General features: G+C 61.8%; 23 protein-coding genes. 6 read left to right on the top strand and 17 right to left on the bottom strand.

From position 1 onward, the window contains the following. Positions 1-17 precede the first annotated feature (17 nt). The 3 genes from QTH91_RS11170 to QTH91_RS11160 form a co-directional block, all read right to left on the bottom strand. Complete coding sequence (locus QTH91_RS11170; protein ID WP_286660148.1) at positions 18-1,034, bottom strand: zinc-binding dehydrogenase; 1,017 nt, start codon at positions 1,032-1,034, stop codon at positions 18-20. After that, positions 1,031-1,570 (bottom strand): VOC family protein, encoded by a 540-nt coding sequence (locus QTH91_RS11165; RefSeq protein WP_286660147.1) that lies wholly within the window; start codon positions 1,568-1,570, stop codon positions 1,031-1,033. The genes QTH91_RS11170 and QTH91_RS11165 overlap by 4 nt, the downstream gene beginning before the upstream one ends. Before the next feature lie 132 nt (positions 1,571-1,702). Further along, on the bottom strand, positions 1,703-2,779 hold the full coding sequence (locus QTH91_RS11160) for a LacI family DNA-binding transcriptional regulator (RefSeq protein WP_286660146.1): 1,077 nt from the start codon (positions 2,777-2,779) through the stop codon (positions 1,703-1,705). Between the two features lie 253 nt (positions 2,780-3,032). Here QTH91_RS11160 and QTH91_RS11155 point away from each other — a divergent pair, with 253 nt between their 5' ends. From QTH91_RS11155 to QTH91_RS11145, 3 genes are read left to right on the top strand one after another with little or no spacing between them, the layout of a single operon-like run. Beyond that, complete coding sequence (locus QTH91_RS11155) at positions 3,033-3,476, top strand: nuclear transport factor 2 family protein (RefSeq protein ID WP_286660145.1); 444 nt, start codon at positions 3,033-3,035, stop codon at positions 3,474-3,476. An 18-nt stretch (positions 3,477-3,494) separates the two neighbouring features. Continuing rightward, complete coding sequence (locus QTH91_RS11150) at positions 3,495-4,007, top strand: 2,4'-dihydroxyacetophenone dioxygenase family protein (protein WP_286660144.1); 513 nt, start codon at positions 3,495-3,497, stop codon at positions 4,005-4,007. Further along, positions 4,004-4,999, top strand: a complete 996-nt coding sequence (locus QTH91_RS11145; RefSeq protein WP_286660143.1) for an aldo/keto reductase — start codon at positions 4,004-4,006, stop codon at positions 4,997-4,999. The genes QTH91_RS11150 and QTH91_RS11145 overlap by 4 nt, the downstream gene beginning before the upstream one ends. A gap of 356 nt (positions 5,000-5,355) precedes the next feature. Here QTH91_RS11145 and QTH91_RS11140 read toward each other — a convergent pair whose 3' ends face one another. Genes QTH91_RS11140 through QTH91_RS11130 form a run of 3 tightly spaced genes read right to left on the bottom strand, consistent with a single transcriptional unit; the run spans position 5,356 to position 8,318 of the window. Beyond that, positions 5,356-6,321, bottom strand: coding sequence for a Bug family tripartite tricarboxylate transporter substrate binding protein (locus tag QTH91_RS11140; protein WP_286660142.1), 966 nt, complete (start codon positions 6,319-6,321; stop codon positions 5,356-5,358). A 39-nt stretch (positions 6,322-6,360) separates the two neighbouring features. Next, the gene (locus QTH91_RS11135; RefSeq protein WP_286660640.1) at positions 6,361-7,536 is read right to left on the bottom strand and encodes a CaiB/BaiF CoA transferase family protein; all 1,176 of its coding nucleotides are present in this window, start codon (positions 7,534-7,536) and stop codon (positions 6,361-6,363) included. 5 nt (positions 7,537-7,541) lie between these two features. Next, complete coding sequence (locus tag QTH91_RS11130; protein ID WP_286660141.1) at positions 7,542-8,318, bottom strand: enoyl-CoA hydratase/isomerase family protein; 777 nt, start codon at positions 8,316-8,318, stop codon at positions 7,542-7,544. 69 nt (positions 8,319-8,387) lie between these two features. Between QTH91_RS11130 and QTH91_RS11125 the strand changes: the two genes are divergently transcribed. Beyond that, positions 8,388-9,071, top strand: coding sequence for a GntR family transcriptional regulator (locus QTH91_RS11125; RefSeq protein WP_286660140.1), 684 nt, complete (start codon positions 8,388-8,390; stop codon positions 9,069-9,071). 32 nt (positions 9,072-9,103) lie between these two features. Here the strand turns inward: QTH91_RS11125 and QTH91_RS11120 are convergent, their stop codons facing one another. From QTH91_RS11120 to QTH91_RS11075, 10 genes are all read right to left on the bottom strand, one after another. After that, positions 9,104-9,403, bottom strand: a complete 300-nt coding sequence (locus QTH91_RS11120; RefSeq protein WP_286660139.1) for an antibiotic biosynthesis monooxygenase family protein — start codon at positions 9,401-9,403, stop codon at positions 9,104-9,106. Positions 9,404-9,455: 52 nt separating this feature from the next. Next, a complete protein-coding gene (locus QTH91_RS11115) occupies positions 9,456-10,859 on the bottom strand; it encodes an FAD-binding oxidoreductase (protein WP_286660138.1) in 1,404 nt (467 codons plus the stop codon). Continuing rightward, positions 10,856-12,238, bottom strand: coding sequence for a 2-oxoadipate dioxygenase/decarboxylase HglS (hglS, locus tag QTH91_RS11110; protein WP_286660137.1), 1,383 nt, complete (start codon positions 12,236-12,238; stop codon positions 10,856-10,858). Before hglS ends, QTH91_RS11115 begins: the two co-directional genes overlap by 4 nt. Continuing rightward, on the bottom strand, positions 12,235-13,215 hold the full coding sequence (locus tag QTH91_RS11105) for a Bug family tripartite tricarboxylate transporter substrate binding protein (RefSeq protein ID WP_286660136.1): 981 nt from the start codon (positions 13,213-13,215) through the stop codon (positions 12,235-12,237). The genes hglS and QTH91_RS11105 overlap by 4 nt, the downstream gene beginning before the upstream one ends. Next, positions 13,215-14,075 (bottom strand): cupin domain-containing protein, encoded by an 861-nt coding sequence (locus QTH91_RS11100; protein ID WP_286660135.1) that lies wholly within the window; start codon positions 14,073-14,075, stop codon positions 13,215-13,217. Before QTH91_RS11100 ends, QTH91_RS11105 begins: the two co-directional genes overlap by 1 nt. A gap of 468 nt (positions 14,076-14,543) precedes the next feature. Then, complete coding sequence (locus QTH91_RS11095) at positions 14,544-15,227, bottom strand: hypothetical protein (RefSeq protein ID WP_286660134.1); 684 nt, start codon at positions 15,225-15,227, stop codon at positions 14,544-14,546. Between the two features lie 42 nt (positions 15,228-15,269). After that, the gene (locus QTH91_RS11090) at positions 15,270-16,229 is read right to left on the bottom strand and encodes a Bug family tripartite tricarboxylate transporter substrate binding protein (RefSeq protein ID WP_286660133.1); all 960 of its coding nucleotides are present in this window, start codon (positions 16,227-16,229) and stop codon (positions 15,270-15,272) included. 14 nt (positions 16,230-16,243) lie between these two features. Further along, complete coding sequence (locus QTH91_RS11085) at positions 16,244-17,011, bottom strand: class II aldolase/adducin family protein (protein ID WP_390367718.1); 768 nt, start codon at positions 17,009-17,011, stop codon at positions 16,244-16,246. Positions 17,012-17,036: 25 nt separating this feature from the next. Further along, positions 17,037-17,882 (bottom strand): alpha/beta fold hydrolase, encoded by an 846-nt coding sequence (locus QTH91_RS11080; protein WP_286660131.1) that lies wholly within the window; start codon positions 17,880-17,882, stop codon positions 17,037-17,039. 2 nt (positions 17,883-17,884) lie between these two features. Beyond that, complete coding sequence (locus QTH91_RS11075) at positions 17,885-19,564, bottom strand: FAD-dependent monooxygenase (RefSeq protein ID WP_286660130.1); 1,680 nt, start codon at positions 19,562-19,564, stop codon at positions 17,885-17,887. Between the two features lie 161 nt (positions 19,565-19,725). Here QTH91_RS11075 and QTH91_RS11070 point away from each other — a divergent pair, with 161 nt between their 5' ends. Both QTH91_RS11070 and QTH91_RS11065 read left to right on the top strand, forming a co-directional pair. Beyond that, positions 19,726-20,427: a TetR/AcrR family transcriptional regulator gene (locus QTH91_RS11070; protein WP_286660129.1), complete on the top strand. Its 702-nt coding sequence runs from the start codon at positions 19,726-19,728 to the stop codon at positions 20,425-20,427. Positions 20,428-20,504: 77 nt separating this feature from the next. Then, positions 20,505-21,473: a LysR family transcriptional regulator gene (locus tag QTH91_RS11065; protein ID WP_286660128.1), complete on the top strand. Its 969-nt coding sequence runs from the start codon at positions 20,505-20,507 to the stop codon at positions 21,471-21,473. Positions 21,474-21,496: 23 nt separating this feature from the next. Here the strand turns inward: QTH91_RS11065 and QTH91_RS11060 are convergent, their stop codons facing one another. Continuing rightward, positions 21,497-22,213 carry an alpha/beta hydrolase gene (locus QTH91_RS11060; RefSeq protein ID WP_286660127.1) on the bottom strand — a complete coding sequence of 239 codons (717 nt, stop codon included), beginning with the start codon at positions 22,211-22,213 and terminating at the stop codon, positions 21,497-21,499. Positions 22,214-22,216: the final 3 nt, after the last annotated feature.

The following is a 22,216-nucleotide window of genomic DNA, read 5'->3' as shown; positions in this document are numbered from 1 at the left end:
GGATCCGAATTCGTTGTCTATGACTGGGTGAGCACGATCTTTCCGAAGTGCCCGTTGGTTTTCATGAGGTCGAAGGCTTCGTTCACGCGCCCGATCGGCAAGGTGGCGTCGATCGGCACGCCGAGCCGTCCGGCTTCCAGCGCCGGCCAGAGATCGGCTTGCACCTGGTGCTGGATCTCCTGGACTTCGTCGGCACTCCTCGTGCGGAACGTGGTGCCCAGGTACTGGATCCGCCGCATCGAGTGCAGGTCGAAGTCGAAGTGCCCCGACTCGCCCGCCATGCGTCCTACGTTGACGATCCGCCCGCCCACCTTCACGGCCCGCATGCTGTCGTTGATCAAAGGACCGGCCAGGAAGTCGATCAGCAAGTCGACGCCCTGGCCAGCGGTGTGCTCCAGCACCTGCTCGACCCAGTTGGCGTCGTTGCTGTCGATGGCGACGTCCGCCCCAAATTCGCCGAGCCGCGCACGCCGATCCGCCTTGGTCGACGTGCCGATGACCCGGCCCGCGCCCAACAGCTTGGCAACTTGCAGACTCATCAGGCCGACGCCGGATGAGGCGCCCAGGACCAGAACGGACTCGCCCTTCTCAAGCTTGCCGGTCGTTGCGATGGCGACGTGTGTGGTGCGCAACGACACCGGCAGGCACGCGGCGGCCTCGTACCCGAGGTTGCGCTGCGGAAACGCGAAGGTGCGCCGCCAGTCGGCGACCGCGTATTCGGAGAGCCCGCCGATGCCGGAGCACATCACCCGATCGCCCACCTTGAAGGCGGTGACATCGCCGCCCGTGGCGACCACGTCCCCAGACCACTCTAGCCCCAGCGGTGTTCCGGCGCCCCCGTGGCCACCGTGTACCCGGCCTTCGGCCAGGAACAGGTCGGCGCGATTCAGCGAACTCGCCCGCACCTTGACTAGCAGTTCCGTGCTGCCTACCTGGGGCACCGGCAACTCGCGGATCGCGATACCCTGCGGCGTCAGCACCGCACCCTTCATTCGATCCGGAAGCGCCTGCATGGAGGATGGCGTGACACTCATTTGGGAGCACCGACGCGGCGGATGGGGTCCTTGCCGTCCCAGTCCTGGGCCGCCCGCCTGACCTCTTTAAAGTACTCGGCCTTGCCTCCGCTCGAGTCGGAGATCTCGAACATGGCGCTCGGCAGATCTGGGTGGACAAAGTAGGCATAAGGGCCGCGGTTGGCGCCCATGCGACCGCTGTGGCCCTCCACGTAGCCCTGCTCCAGCAGGTGTTTGCAGATCTGGTCAAAGCGATCGGGCGTCCAGTAGGCCACGTGCTGGGCTCCCTCGCCGTTCTTCTTCAGCGAGTCGAGGTACAGCGAAGGAGCATCATCGCGCTGCTCGATCAGTTCGATCTGCAGATCACCCGAATTGGCCAGCGCGATGGACAGTTTCGGGATCCGAGAGTCCTTGCCGTAGTAGCGGAACTCGGTCGATCCGACGTCCTCTTTGTAGAACCACGGGCCGACACCGAGCTTCACCCAGTGCTGCATCGCCTTTTCGATGTCCTTGACCACATAGCCGATCTGGCGCACGCCACCGAAGATTGAACTCATGATGAAATCCTTTCAGGTCTGTGTCTAAGAATGAATTGCGTGGGATGCTTCGCGGTGCGGCAGATTCGGAGGCGACGTCACCCCGCCCGGCCGATCGCGAAGACGCCGGAGCTGCCACGTTCGAATGCGCGACTACCCTTTCTGGTCTGTCTTTTGCGCCTGCTTCTGACGTCCCGCATCGAGCACTTTCGCTTTCGAGAGGCGTGCAGATGCGCACGATTCGCGCAGCACCATCTGCGTCGTCAGCACGATCCTCTCGGGCTCCGGCTTGTGATCCCGGTCGAGCCGCTTCAGGAGCAACTGGGCCAGCGCCGTGCCCACCGCCTCGAAGTCCCAAGTCAGCGATGTGATGGCCGGCGTGAAGAGTTGCGACAGGTCGGTGTCGCCGATGCTGACCACGCTTGCGTCCTCCGGAATCGATCGCCCCGAGTGCTTCAATGCCTGCAGGACGCCTGACAAGATGCGAGTTCCCAAACACATGAAGGCAGTCGGGGCCTGCGGCGCCGACAGCAAGCCCAGTGCTTCGCTGAAGGCGTAGTCCATCGCGGACTTCTCTGCCCGGATCAGCTTCGGGTTGGGCGTCAGTCCGCGCTCTCGGAACGCATCCTCGAAGCCCGCGATGCGATCCCGCCCCGGCCGCAGGATGCTGCCGGGCGTCATCAGCGCGATCTCGGTGTGACCCAGGTTCAGCAGGTAGCGCGTCGCCTGGAGCGCGCCGTGGTAGTGGTCGACATGCACGCCCGTGCCGGCCGCCGAGAAATCACGATCCATGGCCACCACGGGCAGATCGGCATCGACGCGCTCGAGGAATTCCGCCGACTCGATCTCGCAAGGCCCAAGAATGAGCCCATCAACCCTGCGTCCACGGAATGTGTCGATCAGGCTCTTCTCGCGCTTGCGGTCGTTGTGGGTGTTCGCAATCAGAAGCGTGTAGCCCGCCGCCTGCATGCTCGCCTCCACCGAAGTAATGATCCGCGCGTACAGCGGATTGGCGAAATCCGACACCAGCAAGCCGATCACACCTGTGGAGCGCGTGCGCATGCTCTGCGCAACGGCATCGGGTTCGTAGCCAAGCCGACGAGCCGCCTTCGTGACCGCAGCGATGGCTTCTTCGCTCACTCGGCCGGCGCGATTGAGCGCACGAGAAGCTGTGCCCAGGGACACACCCGCGGCCTGTGCGACGTCTTTGATCGTTGGTCGCTGCTTCATGGACGGACCTCTCGCAGGAATCGTGGGTGCGGTATCGACATGGCTGCAATGTATTGCGAGAATGGAAACGTTTCTACCTAGGGGAATTACCGAGTCCGGCATTGAAGCGGGCTCGCCGCACGAGCATTGCCTTCTGGATGGCGCCAAATTGGCCGCTAGGCGCGATCCCCGATAGTACAAACCCTAGTTTTTGAGCTTAAGCAATCCAATCAGAATTGTGGAAACGTTTCTACCAAGATCACAGGAGCTTCACATGAGCAACGAGGAACTGAGACAGGCCCGGCTGCAGACGGTCCGCGACCACATGGCGCTCGAATGCACGCAGGACTGGGACGGTGTCATCGACACCTTCGAGCACCCGCGCTACGAGATGTATGGAAACGGCCAGGTTCACGACGGCGAAGAGGAGGTCCGGAGGTACTTCGACGCCTCGCGCCAATCCTTCCCCGACCAGAAGAACGAAATCATCTCGCTGGCAGTCGACGACGCATCGAACACTGTGCTGGTGGAGTTCTACCTGCTGGGCACCCACCTCGGCGAGCTCAAGGTCCGCGACAAGACCTATGCACCGACCGGGCGGCAGTTCAAGGTCCGCATGGCCGCGAGTTTCCAGTTCGGCCCCGGGTCTTCCAAGATCATCTGCGAGCGCCCATACACCTCGCCCGACCTGAAGCTGCAGCAGCTTGGCCTCCTGTAAGTTGCAAGGACTCATCCAATGACACTTCCCTCTTCCATCACGAAGCAAGACGAGCTTCTGACGGTCAACATTCATGAGGCGGCCTTCATCCCCGGTGCGGCACCCGGCTACGAAATCATTCCCCTCTTCCTGGATCGCGAGAACGGGATCTGGGTGCTGTACGGCAAGTTCGCACCGGGCACGACGTTGCCGACCCACTTTCACACCGGCACGGTGCACTTTTTCACCACCAAGGGCGAGTGGAACTACAAGGAATATCCTCAGAACCCTCAGACCGAGGGCAGCTATCTGTACGAGCCCGCCGGCTCCATTCATACCTTCTCCGTGCCAGCCAACGCGAAAGGTCCGGCCGAAGGCTTCATGGTGGTTCATGGTGCCAACGTGAATTTCGACGGAGAGAAATTCCTCGGCATTCGCGATGCCAACGCGATCGAGGACGGCATCCTGGACCATGTACGGGAACACGGTCTGCCGATTCCGGCCTACATCTCGCCACTGGCTTCCAGCTTCAAGGATCGGGCTCCCACATGAGCGCGCACCTTCCTCGGCGCGAGCTCGGCAGAACGGGGCGGCTCGTGAACCCCATGTCCCTGGGGTGCTACTCGATGAGCAACGCCTACGGAACGCGCTCCGACGCCGAATCAGTGCAAGTCATCCGACGCGCGGTCGATGAAGGCATCAACGTCATCGACACAGCGGACTTCTACGGGTGGGGCCACAACGAGCAGTTGGTCGAAACGGCGCTGCACGGGCGGCGCAATGAAGTCATCCTGTCGTCCAAGTTCGGCTACGTGCCGGCGGACAACGGCACTTTCGGTGTCCGCGGTGACCCGGCGTACGTACGCACCGCTTGCGAGGCATCGCTAAAGCGCCTGGACACCGACCACTTGGATCTCTACTTCCAGCATCGGCTCGATCCCGCCGTGCCCATCGAGGAGACGGTCGGTGCCATGGCTGAACTCGTCAAGGCGGGGAAGGTCCGACATCTCGGCTTGTGTGAGGTGTCCGAGACCACGCTGCGCCGCGCGTGTGCAGTTCACCCCATCACAGCGGTCCAGGCCGAGTACTCGCTGTGGACCCGTGACCTGGAAGAACGCATGCTCGGCGTTTACGACGAGCTGAGGGTGACGCTCATGGCCTTCTCTCCCCTCGCGCGGGGCATGCTGTCGGGCAAGGTCCGCAGCCTAGCCCAGCTGGCATCCGATGATGTGCGCAGAAAGTACCCCCGGTTCTCGCCGGAAAACTTCCCGAGGAACCTGGCACTCGTGGATCGACTGGATGAGATCGCGCAGAAGTTGCACTGCAGCCTGTCTCAACTGGCACTCTCGTGGCTGTTCAACAGGAATCCGCGAATGATCGCCATCTGCGGCTGCGACACGCTCGAGTTTCTCGAGGAAAACCTCGGCTCGTTGCGCATTCCGCTGAACGACGACACGGTCGGCCAAATTGACCGGATGTTCGCTGTTGGCCAAGTCAGCGGTGATCGTTACCACGCTTCCATGATGAAGATGCTGGATCGGTAGTCGAATACACGCTCTTCAATAGCTGGAATGGCACGGAGCCGGCGAACTAGGGGCACGCCATATGACTGTTATGTGACGGTTTCCCGACGCGGAGTGTGCCGCCCGCGAAATTCCGCTGGTGGCCGTGTCCCGCCGCCGCCCTTGCGGCGGCAGCGCGCCCGTTGCGGTCGTCTCGTTAGCTCAATCGAGGGGCCGCTGTCCGCCGGTTGCGGTCGAGAGAGCGAGTCGAGCCATTGTCCGCACTCGCTGCAATGCGGCAGTAGCTCTCGGGAGGCGGTCAAAAGTTCATCCCCGAGGCGTTGGGACCTCGCCCAATAGGCGCTTTGCTCCTGGGCCGCTTAGCAATCCCCGCTGAATCAATCGACAGACGCGCCAGATTGCTCCATCAGAACCTTCATCCGCGTGCCTTCCTGGGCCGCCCACGCAGCGAAGTCGTCCGCCGACTTCGTGGCCGAAACCTCGTTGCCGCCTGCAGCTAGGCGCTCTTGCAAGGACGTGTCGGCCAACACTTTAGAGCTGGCGGTTGCCAGCTTGGTAACCGCGTCTCTAGGCAGACCAGTTGGACCATACAGGCCGAACCAGAAGGTGTAGTCGAATCCCTTCACACCCGACTCGTCGATTGTCGGCAGCTTGGGCAGACCACGTGATCTTTCCATCGAGGTCACTGCCAGCATCTTTACTCTCCCAGTCTGCGCCAGGGGAATCACCGAAGGCGGGGTGCCAAAAGTCAAATCGACATCACCGGACGCAAGCGCATTCACGGCAAGCGCACCGCCTTTGAAAGGAACATGCGTCATCTTGATGCCGGCCGCCTGCTCAAACTGCACGGCAGCGAGATGCGGTGCGACGCCGCTACCTGACGACGCGTAGGTGAGCTTGCCGGGTTGGGCCTTGCCTCGCTCGATCAGTTCCTGTACTGATTGGATGCCACTGGCCGCACTAACTGCAAGAACGAGCGGTGTCTTGGTCCATCGAGCAATAGGGGTGAAGCTCTTGCCGTCGTAGTTGACGCTCTTCTTGTACAGGACTTTGTCAGCACCATAGTGGCTTCCGCTGGTCATGTAGAGCGTGTAGCCGTCGGGTGCGGCCTTCGCAACGTAGTTCGACGCCAGGGTCATCCCTGCGCCAGGCTTGTATTCCATGATCACAGGCTGCCCAAGCTCCTTCCCAAGCGCATCCGACACCTGGCGAGCAACAGCATCCGCGCCACCGCCTGGCGGGAAGCCCACTACAAGCGTGACAGGACGGGTCGGATAGTCCGATGCATAGCTAGCGGCCGCAGCCAGGACGGCCGCAGAGACCAGAATGCGATTGAATTTCATGTTGTCTCCGTTGTTTATTTGAGTGAAGTCTTTGACGGCCTAGAGCAGGCCGAGCTCCGTCAAGAGCGCATCGCGATGCTGATCGAGGCGGGGCGCAGGTTGTGCGTCACCAAGGATCTCCCCTTGGAACTTGATGGGTGAGCCAGCGATGGTGAGCGACCGGTCGTTGGAGACCGGCAGCTCCATGAGCATGTGACGCGCCCGGACCTGCGGATCCTTCATTACCGCCGCCACATCGTTCATGGGACCGCAGGGCACGCCTGCGGCCGTGAAGATCTTCAGCCATTCCGGCGTCGACTTCGCGGCCAGGGCGAGCTCGATCTCCAGGCGCAGCTCATCGGGGTGCGCACATCGCGCGGCGTTGTCGATAAATCTCGGATCGGTGCTCAGGCGCTCAAGCCCAAGAATGTCGAGCAGTCGAGTGAATAGGCGGTCATTGCCCGCGGCGAGCACGATGTGGCCTTCGCCGGTGCGAAAAACTCCAAAGGGTGTGATGGAGGGATGGCGCGACCCAATAGGCCCGGGCACGACCCCATCAACTTGGTACCGGACCAGGGCGTTCTCGAGCAGCGCCACCTGCGAGTCGAGCATGGCGACATCGACGTGCTTCCCTTCATGCGAACGTGCCCGCTCGAGTAACGCCGCCTGAATGCCAATCACCCCGAACATGCCTGCCGCAATGTCACCGATCGAGACCCCCACTCGCGTGGGCCGGTTGGGGGCATCACCGGTGAGGCTGAGCACTCCACCCATCGCCTGAACGACCATGTCGTAGGCCGGAAGCGTTCGATATGGACCCGTCTGTCCAAAGCCGGAGATCGACGCCAGGATGAGCCGGGGCCAGCGAGCATGCAGCATGTCCCAGCCATAGCCCAGTCGGTCCATGGTGCCTGGGGAATAGTTTTCGACCAACACGTCGGCGCTGTCGAGCAGTTTCTCGAGGACTGCCTTGTCCCTGTCCAGTTTCAGGTCCAGCGCAATCGACTCCTTGTTGCGGTTGACCGAAAAGAAATAGCCGGACGTTTGCTCCCCGTCAGCGCCTTCTACGAAGGGGCCGATGTGGCGGGCATCATCGCCTTGGCCGGGCATCTCGACCTTCACGACGCGTGCACCCAAGTCGCCAAGCGTCATGGTGCAGTACGGCCCCGCCAGTACCCGGGTCAGGTCGATCACGACCAAACCGGCAAGGGGTCCTTGTGTCTTTGGCGCGAGCATCAACATCAGCCCTTGCGTCGTGCCGCTTGGCTGGCCGCGATGTTTTGAAGGATCGCCTCGGGATCGAAAGCTCGAGCGAGCACTTCGCGTTGACTCACGGCTGTACCTTCGCCGAGTGCCGACGCATTGAGGACTTGCTTAAGTGCGGCCATGTTCTTCGGCGGCATGGTGGCCAAATGGGCCGCCTGGGACAGAGCCATTGCCATCACCTCACTTGGCCGGACGAGGGCTGTCAGAAATCCCATGTCGAGCATTTCCTGTGCGCCAACGCGCTCGGCCATGAACACCAGGCGCTTGGCGTGGTTCAGGCCCATCCGGCTGACGTAACGCTGAAGAGCACCGGCATACAAAGGCAAGCCGAACTTGGCCGCAGGCATCTGCATGAAAACCTCGGACGAGCCCATACGGAAATCGCATGCCAACGCCAGATCGGTGGCGCCGCCCAACACGGGGCCATTGAGCGCGGCAATCGAAATCAGCTTCGAGCTATCCAGTCGGTTGGCCACCGCTTCGAAGGCGCTATCGGCCCCATCGAATCGCACGCCCGAACGCAGGCCGTCTGCAAGAGCTCGCAGGTCAAAGCCAGCGCTGAAGTAGTTGCCACGGCCAGCGAGGACCAGTACGCGCACATCTGCCGAGCTCTCACATTCATCAATGTGACTACGCAGCACTTCTAGGTCCTGCGGCTCCAAGCGATTGGCACTTTGAGGCCGGTTCAGCTCAATCAGCGCAACGTGCGCACTTGGCCTGCTAAATACAGGTCCAGATTCCGCCTCACTCATCTCGTCTCCATGGTTGGTATTCCAAATACTAGCTTTGGTATGCCACAACTGTAATCTAGAATACCAAGCATGGGCAAGCCTCAATCCCCTGAAAGTCTCTCGGACACGGTTCGTGCAGAGATGGAACGCGACCTCCTGAACGGGCAACTGATACCCGGCACAGTGCTCGACGAACGCTCCCTCGCAGAGCGCTTTGGCGTATCGCGCACGCCTGTTCGTGAAGCTGTGCTCTTCATGGCGGCGCAGGGTTTGCTCAATGTGATCCCCAGGGTTGGCGTCGTGGTGCCCAAGTTGGGGATCAAGGAACTGCTGGGGCTGTTGGAGATGCTGGCCGAGATGGAAGGCGTATGCGCCAAATTCGCCGCCAAGCGCATGGATGCCGGCCAGCGCGAGGAATTCCGCTCGGCCCTCAAGGCATGCCGTTCGGCCGCCAAGTCGGGCAACCGCCAGGGCTATGCCGAGGCCAACGCGCGCTTTCACGCCGCCATCTACTCGGGCGCGCGCAACGAGTGGGCCGCTCGCCAAGTCATGGCGCTGCGGTTGAGGTGCGCTGCCTATCAGCAGTCACGATTTGATCTGCCAGGTCGACTGCTCAAGTCGCTGGGTGAGCACGAGAAGATCGCAGCCGCGATCGAGTCTGGAGACGCCGAAGCGGCGCGAGCAGCCATGCAAGAGCACATTTCAGTGGGTGGGCAGGACTTCGCTGAGTTCGTGAGCTCGCTCAACCCGAACCTGCTGGCCGATCCTCATTGAGAGGAGGTGCGCCGAGGTGCGCGCGCCAGGGATCAAGTCCCGTCCGACAGGACGAAGTGCTCCATCTGCGGCGGCTGTACGAAGAATGGAGAGATGACGGCGCGCCAGTCGGCAAATGTCGGGCCGCCCCGAAAGCCTTCCATGTGATCCTCGAGGCTCTCCCACTGCACAACCAACAGGTAGCGCCCTGGTGATTCGATTCCGCCCAGGATGCGGTGCGACCTATAGCCGCGAGACTTCGACAGGAACTTCTCAACACCTGCCGTTAGCGCCTTGCCAAATTCGGCGTGATCCTCGGCTTTCACCCGGAACTCAGCCACTTCCACGATCATTGCGTACTCCTTTCATTCTGCGCGATGGCCGCCGCTTTCCGCCGGGGACCAGTCATCCAAGATCCACGTTGCCTAGGAGACCGTTCGGGTCGAAGCGGCTCTTGAGCAGGGTTGCCAGCTGCCGCGTCTGCGGATCAGCGTAGCGCCTGTAGTAGGTTTCGTTGTAAGGCCCAATGCCATGCTCGGCGCTATAGCTGCCTTCAAACCGCAGCACGGTCAGGTCGTAGATGGCGTCACGAAGTTCGGCGATCTGTTCGGGCGCCGTCTCAGCGGGCACGACAAGATTGAGGTGCGCCCCCCCATCACCTAGGTGTCCAAAGTCACAGAGCATCGCGGCCGGTACGATCTTCGCGACTGCCTCGAGGGCGGCATCCCGAAACTCGGCAAAACGAGAGCGACTGACCGCCAGATCGAATGCCACCATCTTGCCGAGCGACTGGACGGCCTCGCTTACCGAATGGCGGATCCGCCACAGCTGGGCGGGTTTGTCGACGACAGCGTCCTCGAGGTCGCCTTCCTCCATGCGCCGCTCCAGCCAGGCCATCATCATGGCCTCCAGGTCCAGCCCACGACCCGGAGGGATCGCACTCGAAACCTCCACGAGCACCGCATAGGGCGGCGTGGTTGCGAAGGGCACTGTCACGTTCTTTTGGTGCTGTCTCACCGCATCGAGCGCACCAGCCGACAAACCTTCGAAAGCACTGATCATCTCGCCGAACTCAGCCTCGAGTTCGCACATGAGGTGCACGGCGGCCTTTGCGTCTGAAACTGCCACGAGAGCGGTTGCGCTCTGCCGCTGGATCGGATGAAGTTTCAAGGTTGCCCGGGTGACGACGCCGAATGCGCCGAACGTGCCGCACAGGAGCTGGGGCCAATTCAAGCCCGTGTTGTCCTTGCGCAGCGCTCGATCGGAACCCACCACTACCGCTGCAGGCTCAAGCAAGGCAGCTCGCACATCCAAGAGGTTCTCTCTCACGCCCCCATACCTGATCAGTCGTGCACCACCCGTGTTCGTCGCGATCATTCCGCCGATCGTGGGATCGGCCCCGAGGTCGATGGGGAACGCCAGTCCGACCTCCGCAGCCGCGCGGTTGACATCCGACAGTCGATAGCCCGCGGAAACCCGAACAGATCGATTGATGGGGTCCACTTCCAGAACATCCCGAACTCTCTGCGTAGACAACACCCACTGGCGTCCGTCCGCGGTAGGGGTAGCTGCGGAGACCAGCCCGGTGGCGGCGCCTTGCACTACCACTAACACGCCCAACTGGGACGCCATTCCGACCGTCCAGGCTAGCTCCTTCTCCGAGCCAGGACGCAGGACACCAACGGCGTCTCCCCCTCCATGCCTGGCCGATCGCTCATAGGGCTCCTTGTCCGCTGCATCGACAAAGACACCTTGCACGCCCAACCCCGATCGGAAGACTTCAGCAGGGGCAATCGCACCAGTGCTCATGTCTCCACCTGAACCGTCGCGACACGCGAAAGAGCCTTCAGGGCCTCCGCAAGCGATCGCTTGGACGTCTGCTCGTACAGGGAGATCTCATCGAGCACCTTGGCGCCCAGCGCTGCCTCGAACTGACTTCGATTGCCCTGACTCTGGTACTCAGGCTGCGCACTGTCGCCCAGATTGGAGCGAAAAATGCCGGCCGCGCTCACCGGCAGGAAATCCTCATAGGTGAGCGGCTTGAGCGTCAGCCAGCCGCTCTCCACCAGTTCGAACACCGATGCACTCTCCGGCGCAACCTGCTGCTGCGCCACCCGAAGATTCGGCTCGTAGGAGAAGAAGGCCAAGCCCTCCTTGTGCAATTCCGCCTCGCTGTCCGGAAACTCGCCGAACGCATTGCGCATGGCTTGCTCGATGGGCACACCTGATCTCGATTGCTCCGTCGCCTTGCCCAGCAGTAGGTCATAGAGAGCCCGGCCCTTGCGCGTCAGAGCGCAACCGCGCTGCTCGATTTCACCGAAACGGGCGGTATGGGTGCCTTCGTCGCCCCCTTCGCCCAGGAAGCGGATAGGCTCCTCCAGGGCGAGGAAGCTGGTCTGACGCAAGAGGATCGGAACGGCACGTGTAGGTGGACCTTCGATCGAGTTTTTGGCCTGGATGCCCATCGCCGGCATGCCAGCCTGCGCCGCATCGATGTCCAGAGTCCTCGGCGTCAGGTGGTTGATGTGCGGCCCCTTGAAGCAGACGATGTCCGCGACCAAAGGATGAGCCGCCCGCAGCTGCTGGTATGTCTTCAGGTCGACTGTTGCTTCGGCGTGCCAGCGGAACGTCTCAAGCGCTTCGCGCACGAACTCGTGGGCCTCGTCCTCACTCAATCCACGCTGGCCCTCGGCCCGATCGATCAGGGCCAGACAGCCCGCGGTAAAGATCTGACGACGCTCGATGATGCTTTTGGCCGTGCGCCGCAGGCGCTCATCGGCGATCAGCTCAGTACGAAGCAGCGACGTGAAGACCCGAAAGGGGTTTCGATCCAACGAAGCGTCGTCCACCGGACGGAAGGCAGTTGCATGCACCGGTACGCCGGCGACCGACAAGTCGTAGTAGCCCACGGCCTGCATTCCCATCACGGCGAACAGCCGCCCCATTGTCGCGAGCTCCTGAGCCGTGCCAACGCGGACGGCGCCGTGGCGCTCCACATCCAGCCGGTCCATCTGCCCCTCTTCCCGCATGCGCTGCGCCATGGCCGAATCGCCCGCCAGAACCCCGGTGTTCACCTGGCCAACGAGAGAGCACAGGGCTCCGTATTGCGGCACTTCCGCGCGGTACATGTCCGACATAGCGCGGGAGAACAGACTCCGGATGACATCCGGGTTCAACAGCGCTTTCATTCGAGCTCGATCCCCGTATCTGCGGCGAGCTTGCGGAACTTCGCCATGTCTGCCTGGATGCGCTTTTCCACCTGGGCCGGCGCAACATATTCGGGCACGAAGCCTGAATCGAACACGACCGTCTTGGTCGAAGGATCTTCCGCCGCCTTGCGCACTGCAGCGGCAAGCTTGACCATCACGTTGGGCGGTGTTCCCGCTGGAGCAAACACGCCTTGCCACCAGGTAGCGTCGAATCCCTTCAGACCCTGTTCGTCGACCGTCCGCACATTCGGGAAGCGGGGGTCTCGCGCCTTGCCAGTCGTGCCGAGGGCTTTCAGGCGTCCGGCATCAAGATAGCTCTTGGCCTCGCTCAGCTGGATGCAGTCGGCAGCTCCGCCCATCACGTCCTGAACAGCGGGAGCGTTTCCCTTGTATGGAACGTGGGTGACCTTGATACCTGCCATCTGCGACATCAGTTCACTGCTGAAGTGGTTGCCACTCCCAAGACCAGCAGTTGCGATGTTGAGCTTGCCAGGGTTGACTTTGGCATAGGCGATGTAGCCGGCCACGTCCCCAAACGGAAGTTTGGGATTGCAAACCAGCAAGGTCGAATACCAGAAGACGTTTCCAGCGGGTGCGAAGCTCTTCAACGGATCGTAGTTGACGGACTTGCTGGTGGCCGGGAGCAGCGCATGCGTGATCGAGTTGCCATAGATGAGCGTGTAGCCATCGGGCGTCGCACGGGCAGCCTCCTGCGCACCCAGCCGCCCGCCGGCTCCGCCCTTGTTGTCAACGACCACGGGTTGACCCAGTTCGGCTGCCATCACCTTGGCAACCTGCCGCGCACCAATGTCCGTGCTCCCCCCGGCCGCAGCCGGAACGATCATGCGAATCGGGTGGGTTGGCCAATCCTGCGCCGAAGCCGATTGACTCAGGAAGCTGCCGACCGCAAGCACCAGGGCGCCGCCGACAGCGGCCTTGCCGTTCGAGCCGGTCATCACGCACCCAGCCTTTCTTCGGCGTCGAAAGTCATGCGGATGTCGGCGTACTTCGCGATGATGTCCTCGCCGAATCGGGTCTTGAACTCCTCGCCGATGCTGCGTGAGAAGGAGACCGTATCCTGCATGCGGTCCGGCCCCTGGATGATGACCAGCAGGCGTGCGGGCTTGCCACTGGTGTTCCTGAACGTGCGCATCACCTTGTTGGGCACGGCAAACAGGTCATTTGGCCGCGCAGGAACCATGCTTTCGTTGTCGAAGCCGGTGCAGATCTCGAAGCTGCCGTCTAGCACGTAGAAGGACTCCTGCGTGTCCGAGTGCGCGTGCGGCGGCGGGCCATCGTCGCCGGCCGTGCATTCGGCGATGGAGATGTACAGTCCCTGATTGCCATACATGGGCGCAGTGCGAGAGCGGCCGATGTGACCCTCGGGCACGATCAGAGGAAAGACCGAGCCGGCCGACAGCCGCATGGTGGCTTCGGGAGGAAGTCCACTGGTGCGATTGAGGTCCTTCTTGTACGGTACCAGCGTCGCAAAGCGCGTGACGCGGCCCGCGATGGTGGCCGCGTCTACCGGGCTACCCTTGCTGGAGTCGAAGCTCACACGGAGTTTTTCGTTCGCTTGAGCGCTGACATTCGAGGCAACTGCGTGGTCGAACACTGCGTCAAAGGAACCCTCAGGCGAAATGCTGAGAATCGAAACCAGTCGAGAAGCAGCTTCACCCGGGTTCCGCACCTGATGGCGCACATCCTGCGGAATGGACACCATGTCCCACAGGCCTAGCGTCAACTTTTCGGCCAGTTCCGGGCCGTAGGTAACTTCGATCTCACCCTCGACGCATACGAGGTTCTCGATCGCCAACGGATTGCGCCAAGCGTGGGAGGCTGCCGCAGGCGCGAACTCCATCGAACCTGTGCATGCAGTTGGCGGGCAGGAGAGTGCCGCCTTTGAGAAGTGCCCCTTGGCGCCTGCGCTCGCCATCATCGGCGTGAGGGGGCCGCCCCAGAGGGCGCGCGCATCGGCGTCGAACCTCTTGGCGGGAGCCTCGTCGCTGCTGTTGTACTCGGGAAAGCGAGCCAGTTGCTGGGACATGACTTGGGCGCTGAGGGCTCCCGGGCGAGCAACGTGGGAAGTGGTCATTGGCAGTCTCCTTGAAAGTGACTCCATTGGACCGACTCGGTAGCTTGATCGCCATGTCGGCGCCTCAATGCAACATTCCACCCCATCAATGATCCGTGGCCAGCGCGGGCCGCAGGCTGACTTGGCGCTTCATTGGCTCATGACAATTGCGCCCCCTGGCCCGCAGGCGATCTGGGACAGCCCTACGACTCAGCAACTAGATGGGCCGGCGCGCCGCTCCGCTGCGTTCATGAGCCACGTAATGAGCAAGCCGGGGACCAGGAATCCAAGAGCCACGAGCGCTCCGTGCGCCACGTGCGCTGCCGGCTCGTCCAAAGTGGCAATGACCTTCATGGGAGACAGCCACGGCGACAGATTGAGCATCAATACCGCCAGGACCACACACGGCCAAACCAAGCTGACGCCACGGCCTGCCGACTTCACCCATGCATAGCTGCACAGAGCCGCCACGAATAGGCCTTCGGCAGCCCAGGAAAGCGTACCCCACCTGCCCCACAGGCCCCATCCCAGGTGCTCACTCGAATGTGGGTGCAGCGCCAGGTCGCCGTTGTGCATGGGCCAGTCCGCGATGAAATGGGAAAAGGCAGCCAAGGCGGCGACCAGCGCCACTTTGGGTGTGCGCAAGAAAAGTGCACCCCACACCAATGACCAGAGTAGCGCCATGAGAAGTGAATGATCCCAATCTATGAATGTGAGATCGAAGAACAGGTACGGTCCGGCAAGCAAATTGGGCGTCACCCTGTCGAATCCCGCGATGATGAACAGGCCATCAAGGATGTCCAGGAAGCCGACCCCGAGCATGATCGGCAGGGTAGGGACATCGGGCATCCGCGCCTTGATGGCCAGGCCAATGGCAAAGTGACCGACATACATGTGTACTTCTCCTCCCTATTGCCGAGCGCTTGCGCGTCGAATTCACTGAACCTTGATGCCTCGGCTCTTGACCAGGTCTCCGAACTTCTCGTACTCGTCCCGCATGGACCGAGTTGCGTCGTCAATGGAAGAGTCCTTCATGGGTTCAAAGCCCACGTCGCGAATCCTCTGAACAACTATCGGATCGGCGAGCACCTTCGACCAGTCACTACGCAACTTTTCGACAATAGGCTTGGGTGTAGAGGCGGGTGCATAGATCGCCTGCCAGCCCAGCACGGTCGCCGCGGGATAGACCTTCCCAATTGGGACAGCGTCCGGATACAGGGCAATTGGTGCGTTGCCGGTATGGGCGATAGCGCGCACTTGGCCCGACTTCACGTACTGATCCTGGCCAAGGGGAGGAGCGATCGAGCAGTCGACCGTCCCCGCCACCGTGTCTGGCAATGAATTGGTGGTGCTGTAGGGGACATGCAAGATGTTCACTCCTGCCTCCCGATTGAGCAACTCCAGCGCGATGTGAGGTGGCGACCCAATCCCGTAGGTAGCGCAGGATAGCTGTCCAGGGTGCTTCTTTGCATAGTCGATGAACTCGTCAAAGGTCTTTATCGGCAATTTGCCGGAGGTCAAGATCAGGTAGGGCGTGTAGGCCGTACGGATCAAGGGCACCAGGTCCTTGAATACGTCGAAGCGGGTTTTGAGTAGCCAGGGGCTGATCATCAAGCCGCTGGAGTTGAGAAGCAGCGTGTAGCCATCGGCGGGTGCCCGCGCCACAAGTTCAGCGCCCACCGTGCCGGTGGCGCCTGGCCGCGGCTCTACCAGCAGTGGCTGTCCGTGCCAGAGCTCCTTGATTTTCTCGGCATAGACGCGCGCCATCACGTCCGGCACCGTACCACCTGGAAATGCTACGACCAGCCGAACCGGCTTTTCCGGGTATTCGGCGTATGCGTGGGAGACCGTGACTAGCAGCGCGGCCAGTACGAAACTAGGGATTCGGTTCTTCATGGTCATCCCCTTCATCAGTTCTTGTAGCTGGCGTCGATGCGATCCAGGCGCCGCAGTAGGGCTGGCCACGCGAGCGCCCCGCCCGCTCCTCGCGTGACTTCACGGGATTGCTGGATCGCGGTCGCCACGATCTCGGGATGGATGCCCACCAGCTTTCCGCCGCCTGCCTGCGCCTTCACCTGGATCTCGCACGTGCGCTCGAAGGTGTAGAGCGCCTGGAAGGCGTTGGCGACGTTGCCTGCCACCGTCAGAAGGCCATGATTTCTGAGCATCAGAAACTGCTTTCCACCCAGGTCTGCGACCAGCCGTGGCTTTTCGTCATCGCGCAGGGCGACTCCCTCGTAGCCGTGGTACCCCAGCGAAGCGAGCACGAAGATGGACTGCTGGGAAATGGGCAGCACCCCCGCCTCTTGCGCCGAGACGGCAACGCCGTTGGCGCTATGAACATGGAACACGCACTGCGCATCCTCGCGTGCCGCGTGAATTGCGCTGTGGATGGTGAACCCGGCCGGATTGATTTCATAGGCCGAAGGCATCATCTTGCGCCCCTGCAAGTCGACCTTGACCAGGCTGGAGGCCGTCACCTCGTCAAAGGTCATGCCATAGGGGTTGATCAGGAAGTGATGTTCGGGACCGGGGACGCGCGCCGACAGATGGGTGAACACGAGATCGTCCCATCTATGAAGGGCCACCAGCCGATAAGCGGCAGCCAGCGCAACCCGCTGCTCCCACTCCTCGGGTGATACCAACTGGCGAACCGAATCCTGCATGCTTGTCTCCATTTGCTTCTCTGCTCCTGTTGAAGTTTCAATTTCGGCTCAAGAACCAGAGAGCCAACTCGTTGACCTTGTCCGCCTGCTCCCAGTACGGCAGGTGACCGCATTCGCCCAAGATCACAGCGTCCTGGCGCGGAATTGCCGAGAAGCTTTGTAGGCACGACACGGGCTGCACTTCGTCGTTCGCGCCCCACATGAACAGCACCGACGAGCGCATTTGTGCAAGGCGCGGGTCGTTGCACAGGGCTTGGGCAGGCTGCGGCACATAGCCTGGTGGAAGACGAAGCGGTGGATTCGCAGTGATTTCCTTATCCAGACTGGCCTTGTAGCGCTCCTGTAGCCAGGCCTGGCTGATGCGAGACTTGTCGAAGACCAAGTCGTGGGCTAGGCCTGCAAACTTCGCCAGACTCGGCCCCTCGCCTGCGTAATAGCCAAAGAGTTTGCTCAGGGCAGGGCCCGCTGTGCCGGGCCTCGGGATACCTCCGCCCGGTGCCATCAGGACCAGGCGATCAACTGAATCGGGGCGAAGCATAGCCGCGTGCAGCGCAGCCGCTCCCCCGAAGGAACTGCCCATCAAATGAGCCTTGTCGATGCCGACCGCCTGCATGAATGCGAGCACCGCCTTCCCGCCTGCTTCCAGCGGATTGCCCCAAGTTCCAGCCGAGACCAGGTTCTTGGACGACGCGCCCCAGCCGGGAAAGTCCATCACATAGGTCGTGAAGCGCTTGGCCAGCACCTGGACGTTTGCGTGGAAGTTGCTTGCGCCACTGGCGCCGGGCGACCCTCCATGCAGAAGCACGAGTGCCGGCCCTTCTCCTTGGACGGTAAAGCTGATCTCCCAGTCCCCACAGGAGACCGAATTTCTCGCAGCAGTCATGTTCAAGCCTCGACTGCCAGCACGGCACCCAGTGCTGCTGCAAGCGCGTCTTTGCCACCCTCGTTCCAGGCCTGCGCTCGCCAGGCCACCCATCCGTCGGGGCGAACAAGCACCGCCCCGGAGGACTGCAGGCCGTAGCGCTGCTCGAACGTGCCCTCGACATCTTGGTAGCCTCCCGAGGCACCAATGCATTGGCAGCCCATGTCCAGGCCAAAGCGTTGGCGAAGGCGATCTACGACTGTGCACCAGGCGGCGCCTTCTGCCCCACAAATCAAGGTGAACTCAGGCCCGACAAGGTCCAAGGTCGATAGGGTGTCATCCCCTTTGCGCAACCACACGTGCGGCGCGCGATGCCCGGGACGACCCGTGGGCGCATAGTCGGTGTATGGATCCTGCACCTCAGGTGCCGACGTGCCATCAGAGACGACCGCCGGGGAGGCGTAGATGGCACCCAGCTCCAAACCAAGCTGGTTCCCGTAGCGCCGCGTTTCCTTCAGGACTTCCTGCGTCGATAGGGTCGGCTGTGCCTGGCCGCGCGAGATCAAACCGATCTGCGCCACCTGTCGTGCGTTGTGATACGACTGTTCGGCCACCCACTGGGAAACAGGCTTTCGCTCCGTGGTGTAGGTCTCAAGCAAGCCGCGGCCTGCCTTGCCACGCAGGAACAAGGCCAGCTTCCACACGGCGTTGTGCATCCCCTGCAAACCCGTATTCACTCCCAATCCACCCGTTGGGGGGAACATGTGAGCTGCATCACCCATGAGTAGGATGCGGCCTACCTGGAGTTGGTCGCACACCACCGCATTCATTTGCCACTTGCCGACAGAGACAATCTCGATAGGCAAGTCTGCGACGCCCACTGCGTCACGGATCCACTGGGCCGCCCGCTCCTTCGTGAATGTTTCCGTCGACCATTCGCTCTCGGGTACGGTGATCTGGCACAGCCAGCGACCGCGAGAGTCCAACGGCTGCAAGACACCTTGGGCCTTCTCGTTAGCCACGAACAGGAGGATGCCAGGCCTCTCCCGTGCGTACTTTTCAACGTCCGCACGGAAATAGCAGTTCATGAAATGGTTGATCTTGAGGGTGCCCTCCAAGGTTCGCCCCAGGATCGTCCGCATGCTGCTGGCCGCACCGTCCGCGGCGATCATGGCTGACCCGAGTACTGTGCTCTCCTCTCCGGTCGTCCCATCTCGGACTCGGATCTCCACTTCATCCGCACCCTCCTCATTTCCGCGGACGAACTGGAGCATCTCGTGGTTGAACCGCACGTCGACCATGCCGCTTCGGCGGATCTCCCGCAGCATCACCGGTTCAAGCATGTCCTGGGACGAGAGGACGGAGTTGACCGGACTGAGCAGCGGTCCCGCGCCCATGAAGCCATTGGAGACGATGTGCCCGGTTTCCGGCCCCGTGATCGTCCCGCTGAATCGAATCGGGCTTTTCCACTCCGGCGGCAAGTCCAACTTCCGCAGCTCGTCGTAGATTTCGCGACCCCACCCCCGCGCGATCTCCATCGTTCGTGTATTGAAGTTGCGTGTTTTGGGATGCCAGCTGGTGCGGTCGTTCCGCTCGATGAGGATCGACCGAATCCCGCAGCGCGCGAGTTCCAGCGCGGCACCGAGGCCAACAGGGCCTGCGCCCAAGACGATGACAGGTCTCACATCAGTAGAAGCTTTCATGCGGTCTCCGAGGAATGGCAAATTCTGCTTTAATCCGAATTCGATTCGGATTCGCTTATTAGCGCATGAGTAGAAACCCGAGCATGAGGACGCCCATGCGACCGCCCTACGCACGAGCGCTGCACGCAGATAATCAGAGGTCACTTCGAGGAGCAAATGACTTGACTGAGTCGCGCCAAAACGTGCGCACCCGAACCACGCGCCGGGCGCCGAGCTATGACATTGATGTCGTAGGACGGCTTGACCGAGTCACGGCGCCGAAACAGCAACGCAGTGAACAGAGCCTGCAGCGCGTTCTGGGTGCCCTCGAGAGCCTGCTTCAGTCCAAGGCCTTCGCAGACATCTCAATCCCCGAAATCGCCTCGGGCGCCGGTTGCAGCGCCGCGACCATCTACGGTCGCTTCAAAGACAAGGCAAGCATCCTGGCTGCGCTGCATGAGTCGCTGCGCGAAAAGATGATCGAAGACGTCGATCGCGAACTTGATCCGAACCGTTGGGCAGGACGCGACTTCGGTGAACTCGCAACTCACTATTGCGGCACTACCGTCGCCTTCTATCGCCGAAATCGCAATCTACTGGCCGCAGTCCTTCTGATCCAGGACCGGGAGGTGTACGAACGGGCGGGGTCGACGGTGCAACACATTGCAGCTCGTCTAGCTGAAACCTCGCGAGTAGCGATGTCTACTTCGCAGCACTCGGACCTGGACTCTCGCGTCGACTTGGGCATCCGCGCGGTGTTTGCGCTGCTGCAGCAGCGCCTCTTGTTCGAACCCGTGCGCCTCAGCAGCATCAACAAGGGTGACGACGCCACTTTCAGTGACGAGTTGGCAAGGCTTCTGATCCTGATGGTTCAAAGACCTTAGGAGCGCATCGCAGCCGTGCGCGCTCAACCCATTGATGCGCTGGATCGCAACATTCAGAGTTACTACAAGGAGCCGCAATGCCCACGGGGACTCGGCAGGGGACAACCACCTCTTTCCCGCATCGTCTCACCTTCCAGCACCTGCAGTATCTGCAGGCGCTCGTCGAAGAGCGGCATGTGACGCGTGCTGCGGAGCGCATGGGCATCGGCCAGCCCGCCATGTCCACCGCACTCGCCCGGTTGCGGGAGGTCTTCAAAGACGTTTTGCTCGTCAAGACCACAACCGGCATGGAGCCTACGCCTCGCGCGCTGGACCTGGTGCGACGGGTGAGGGAGATTGCCGACATGTTGGAGGGCCGCGGATTCGAGGCGGAACACTTCGAGCCTGCTACCTCTCAGGCACGCTGGCGAATCATGGCGTCGGACGGAATATCCCGGACGCTGCTGCCCGAGATGATGGCGCTCGTGATGCGCGAGGCGCCGCACATGCGCTTCACGGTACAGCCTGGCGACCCCCGCAGACTGTCGGAGTATCTGCGAGACGGAGATTTCGATCTGGCCCTATCGTTTGTGCGTTCGCCCCCTTCGGAGTTGCGCCAGACGGTGCTTTACCCACAACGGCTGCTGTGCATCGCCCGCCAGAATCATCCTCTTATCAAGGGCAAGGTTAGCCTGGAGGATTTCGTGTCGTGTCAGCACGCACGGTGGGGTGCACCGCCCGTGGCTCATGCCACTATGGAAGCCATGGTTGACGAGGCGCTGGATGCACTTGGCCATGCACGCCCGATCACGCTGCTGGTGTCCAGCCTCACATTGTTGCCTGACGTGGTTGCGGGCTCCGACCTCCTGGCGGTGGTGCCCGAGCATATGGCACGGGCCGCGGCGCAGGCACTGCCCATCCAGTTGCTACCGCTTCCCTTCAAAGTCGCGAGCGTGGACGTGAGCATGGTGTGGCACGAGCGGCTGCACCATGATCCCGCCCACAAGTGGATGCGCGAGTCACTGCGAGACATTGGAAAGAAGCTCTCGAAGCGGCCTTCAATGTAGGAGTGGCGAGCCAGCGCTCTAGCTCAGCCCTTTAGGCGCTCGGCAACGAACGCAACCGCATCCTTCAGCCGCTCGCCCTCCAGTTCGCGATGCGGCCCGGGATAGGCGACCAGGCGCTTGTCTGCCGAGCCGATGGCATCGAACAGCGCGAACGTTCCGTCCCTATCGAAGAACTCATCATTCCACTGTTGGGTGAACCAAACGTCACATCGGATCTGCTTTGCGTGTTCTGCCAAGTGCTCGCTGGCAGCATATGTGGTGCTCCACAGGCCGATGGCGGCGGCACGTATGCGCGGCTCGGCCGCCAGCATAGGAATGCCATATGCAGTGCCCATAGACACGCCGATGTAGCCAATGGGCAGTCCAGCGAACTCAGGTTGGCGCATCAATGCGTCCAGTGCGTAGCGCATGTCTTCGCCCATCTCAGTGCGGCCCACGCCAGCGCGCCACGCTTCGCGAAAAGCCTGCCGCGCCGTCCCGGGCTCGAGGTCGCCATCTGCTCGGCGCTCACCATGAACCGGGCCATCGATCGCCAGCACTGCCAGGCCGAGCGGAAGGCACGCCTGGGCGATCAAGAGAATAGCGTTGGACTTCTTGTGTCCGCTGCCACCGTGGCACGCGAGCACCACGCCTTTTGCGCCTCCTGCTGGCTGCCAGAACACTGCCGGGATCGCTTGCCCTTTGCGTTCAAGCGCGAGCGACTGCGGCGCGGGAAGTGCATTGATCTGTCCTTGAGTCATCGA

The sequence above is a fragment of the Variovorax dokdonensis genome, from assembly GCF_030316895.1.
Taxonomy (GTDB): domain Bacteria; phylum Pseudomonadota; class Gammaproteobacteria; order Burkholderiales; family Burkholderiaceae_C; genus Variovorax; species Variovorax dokdonensis.
Note: the sequence above shows the minus strand (reverse complement) of the source record. Positions and strands in the feature narration are given on the sequence as shown.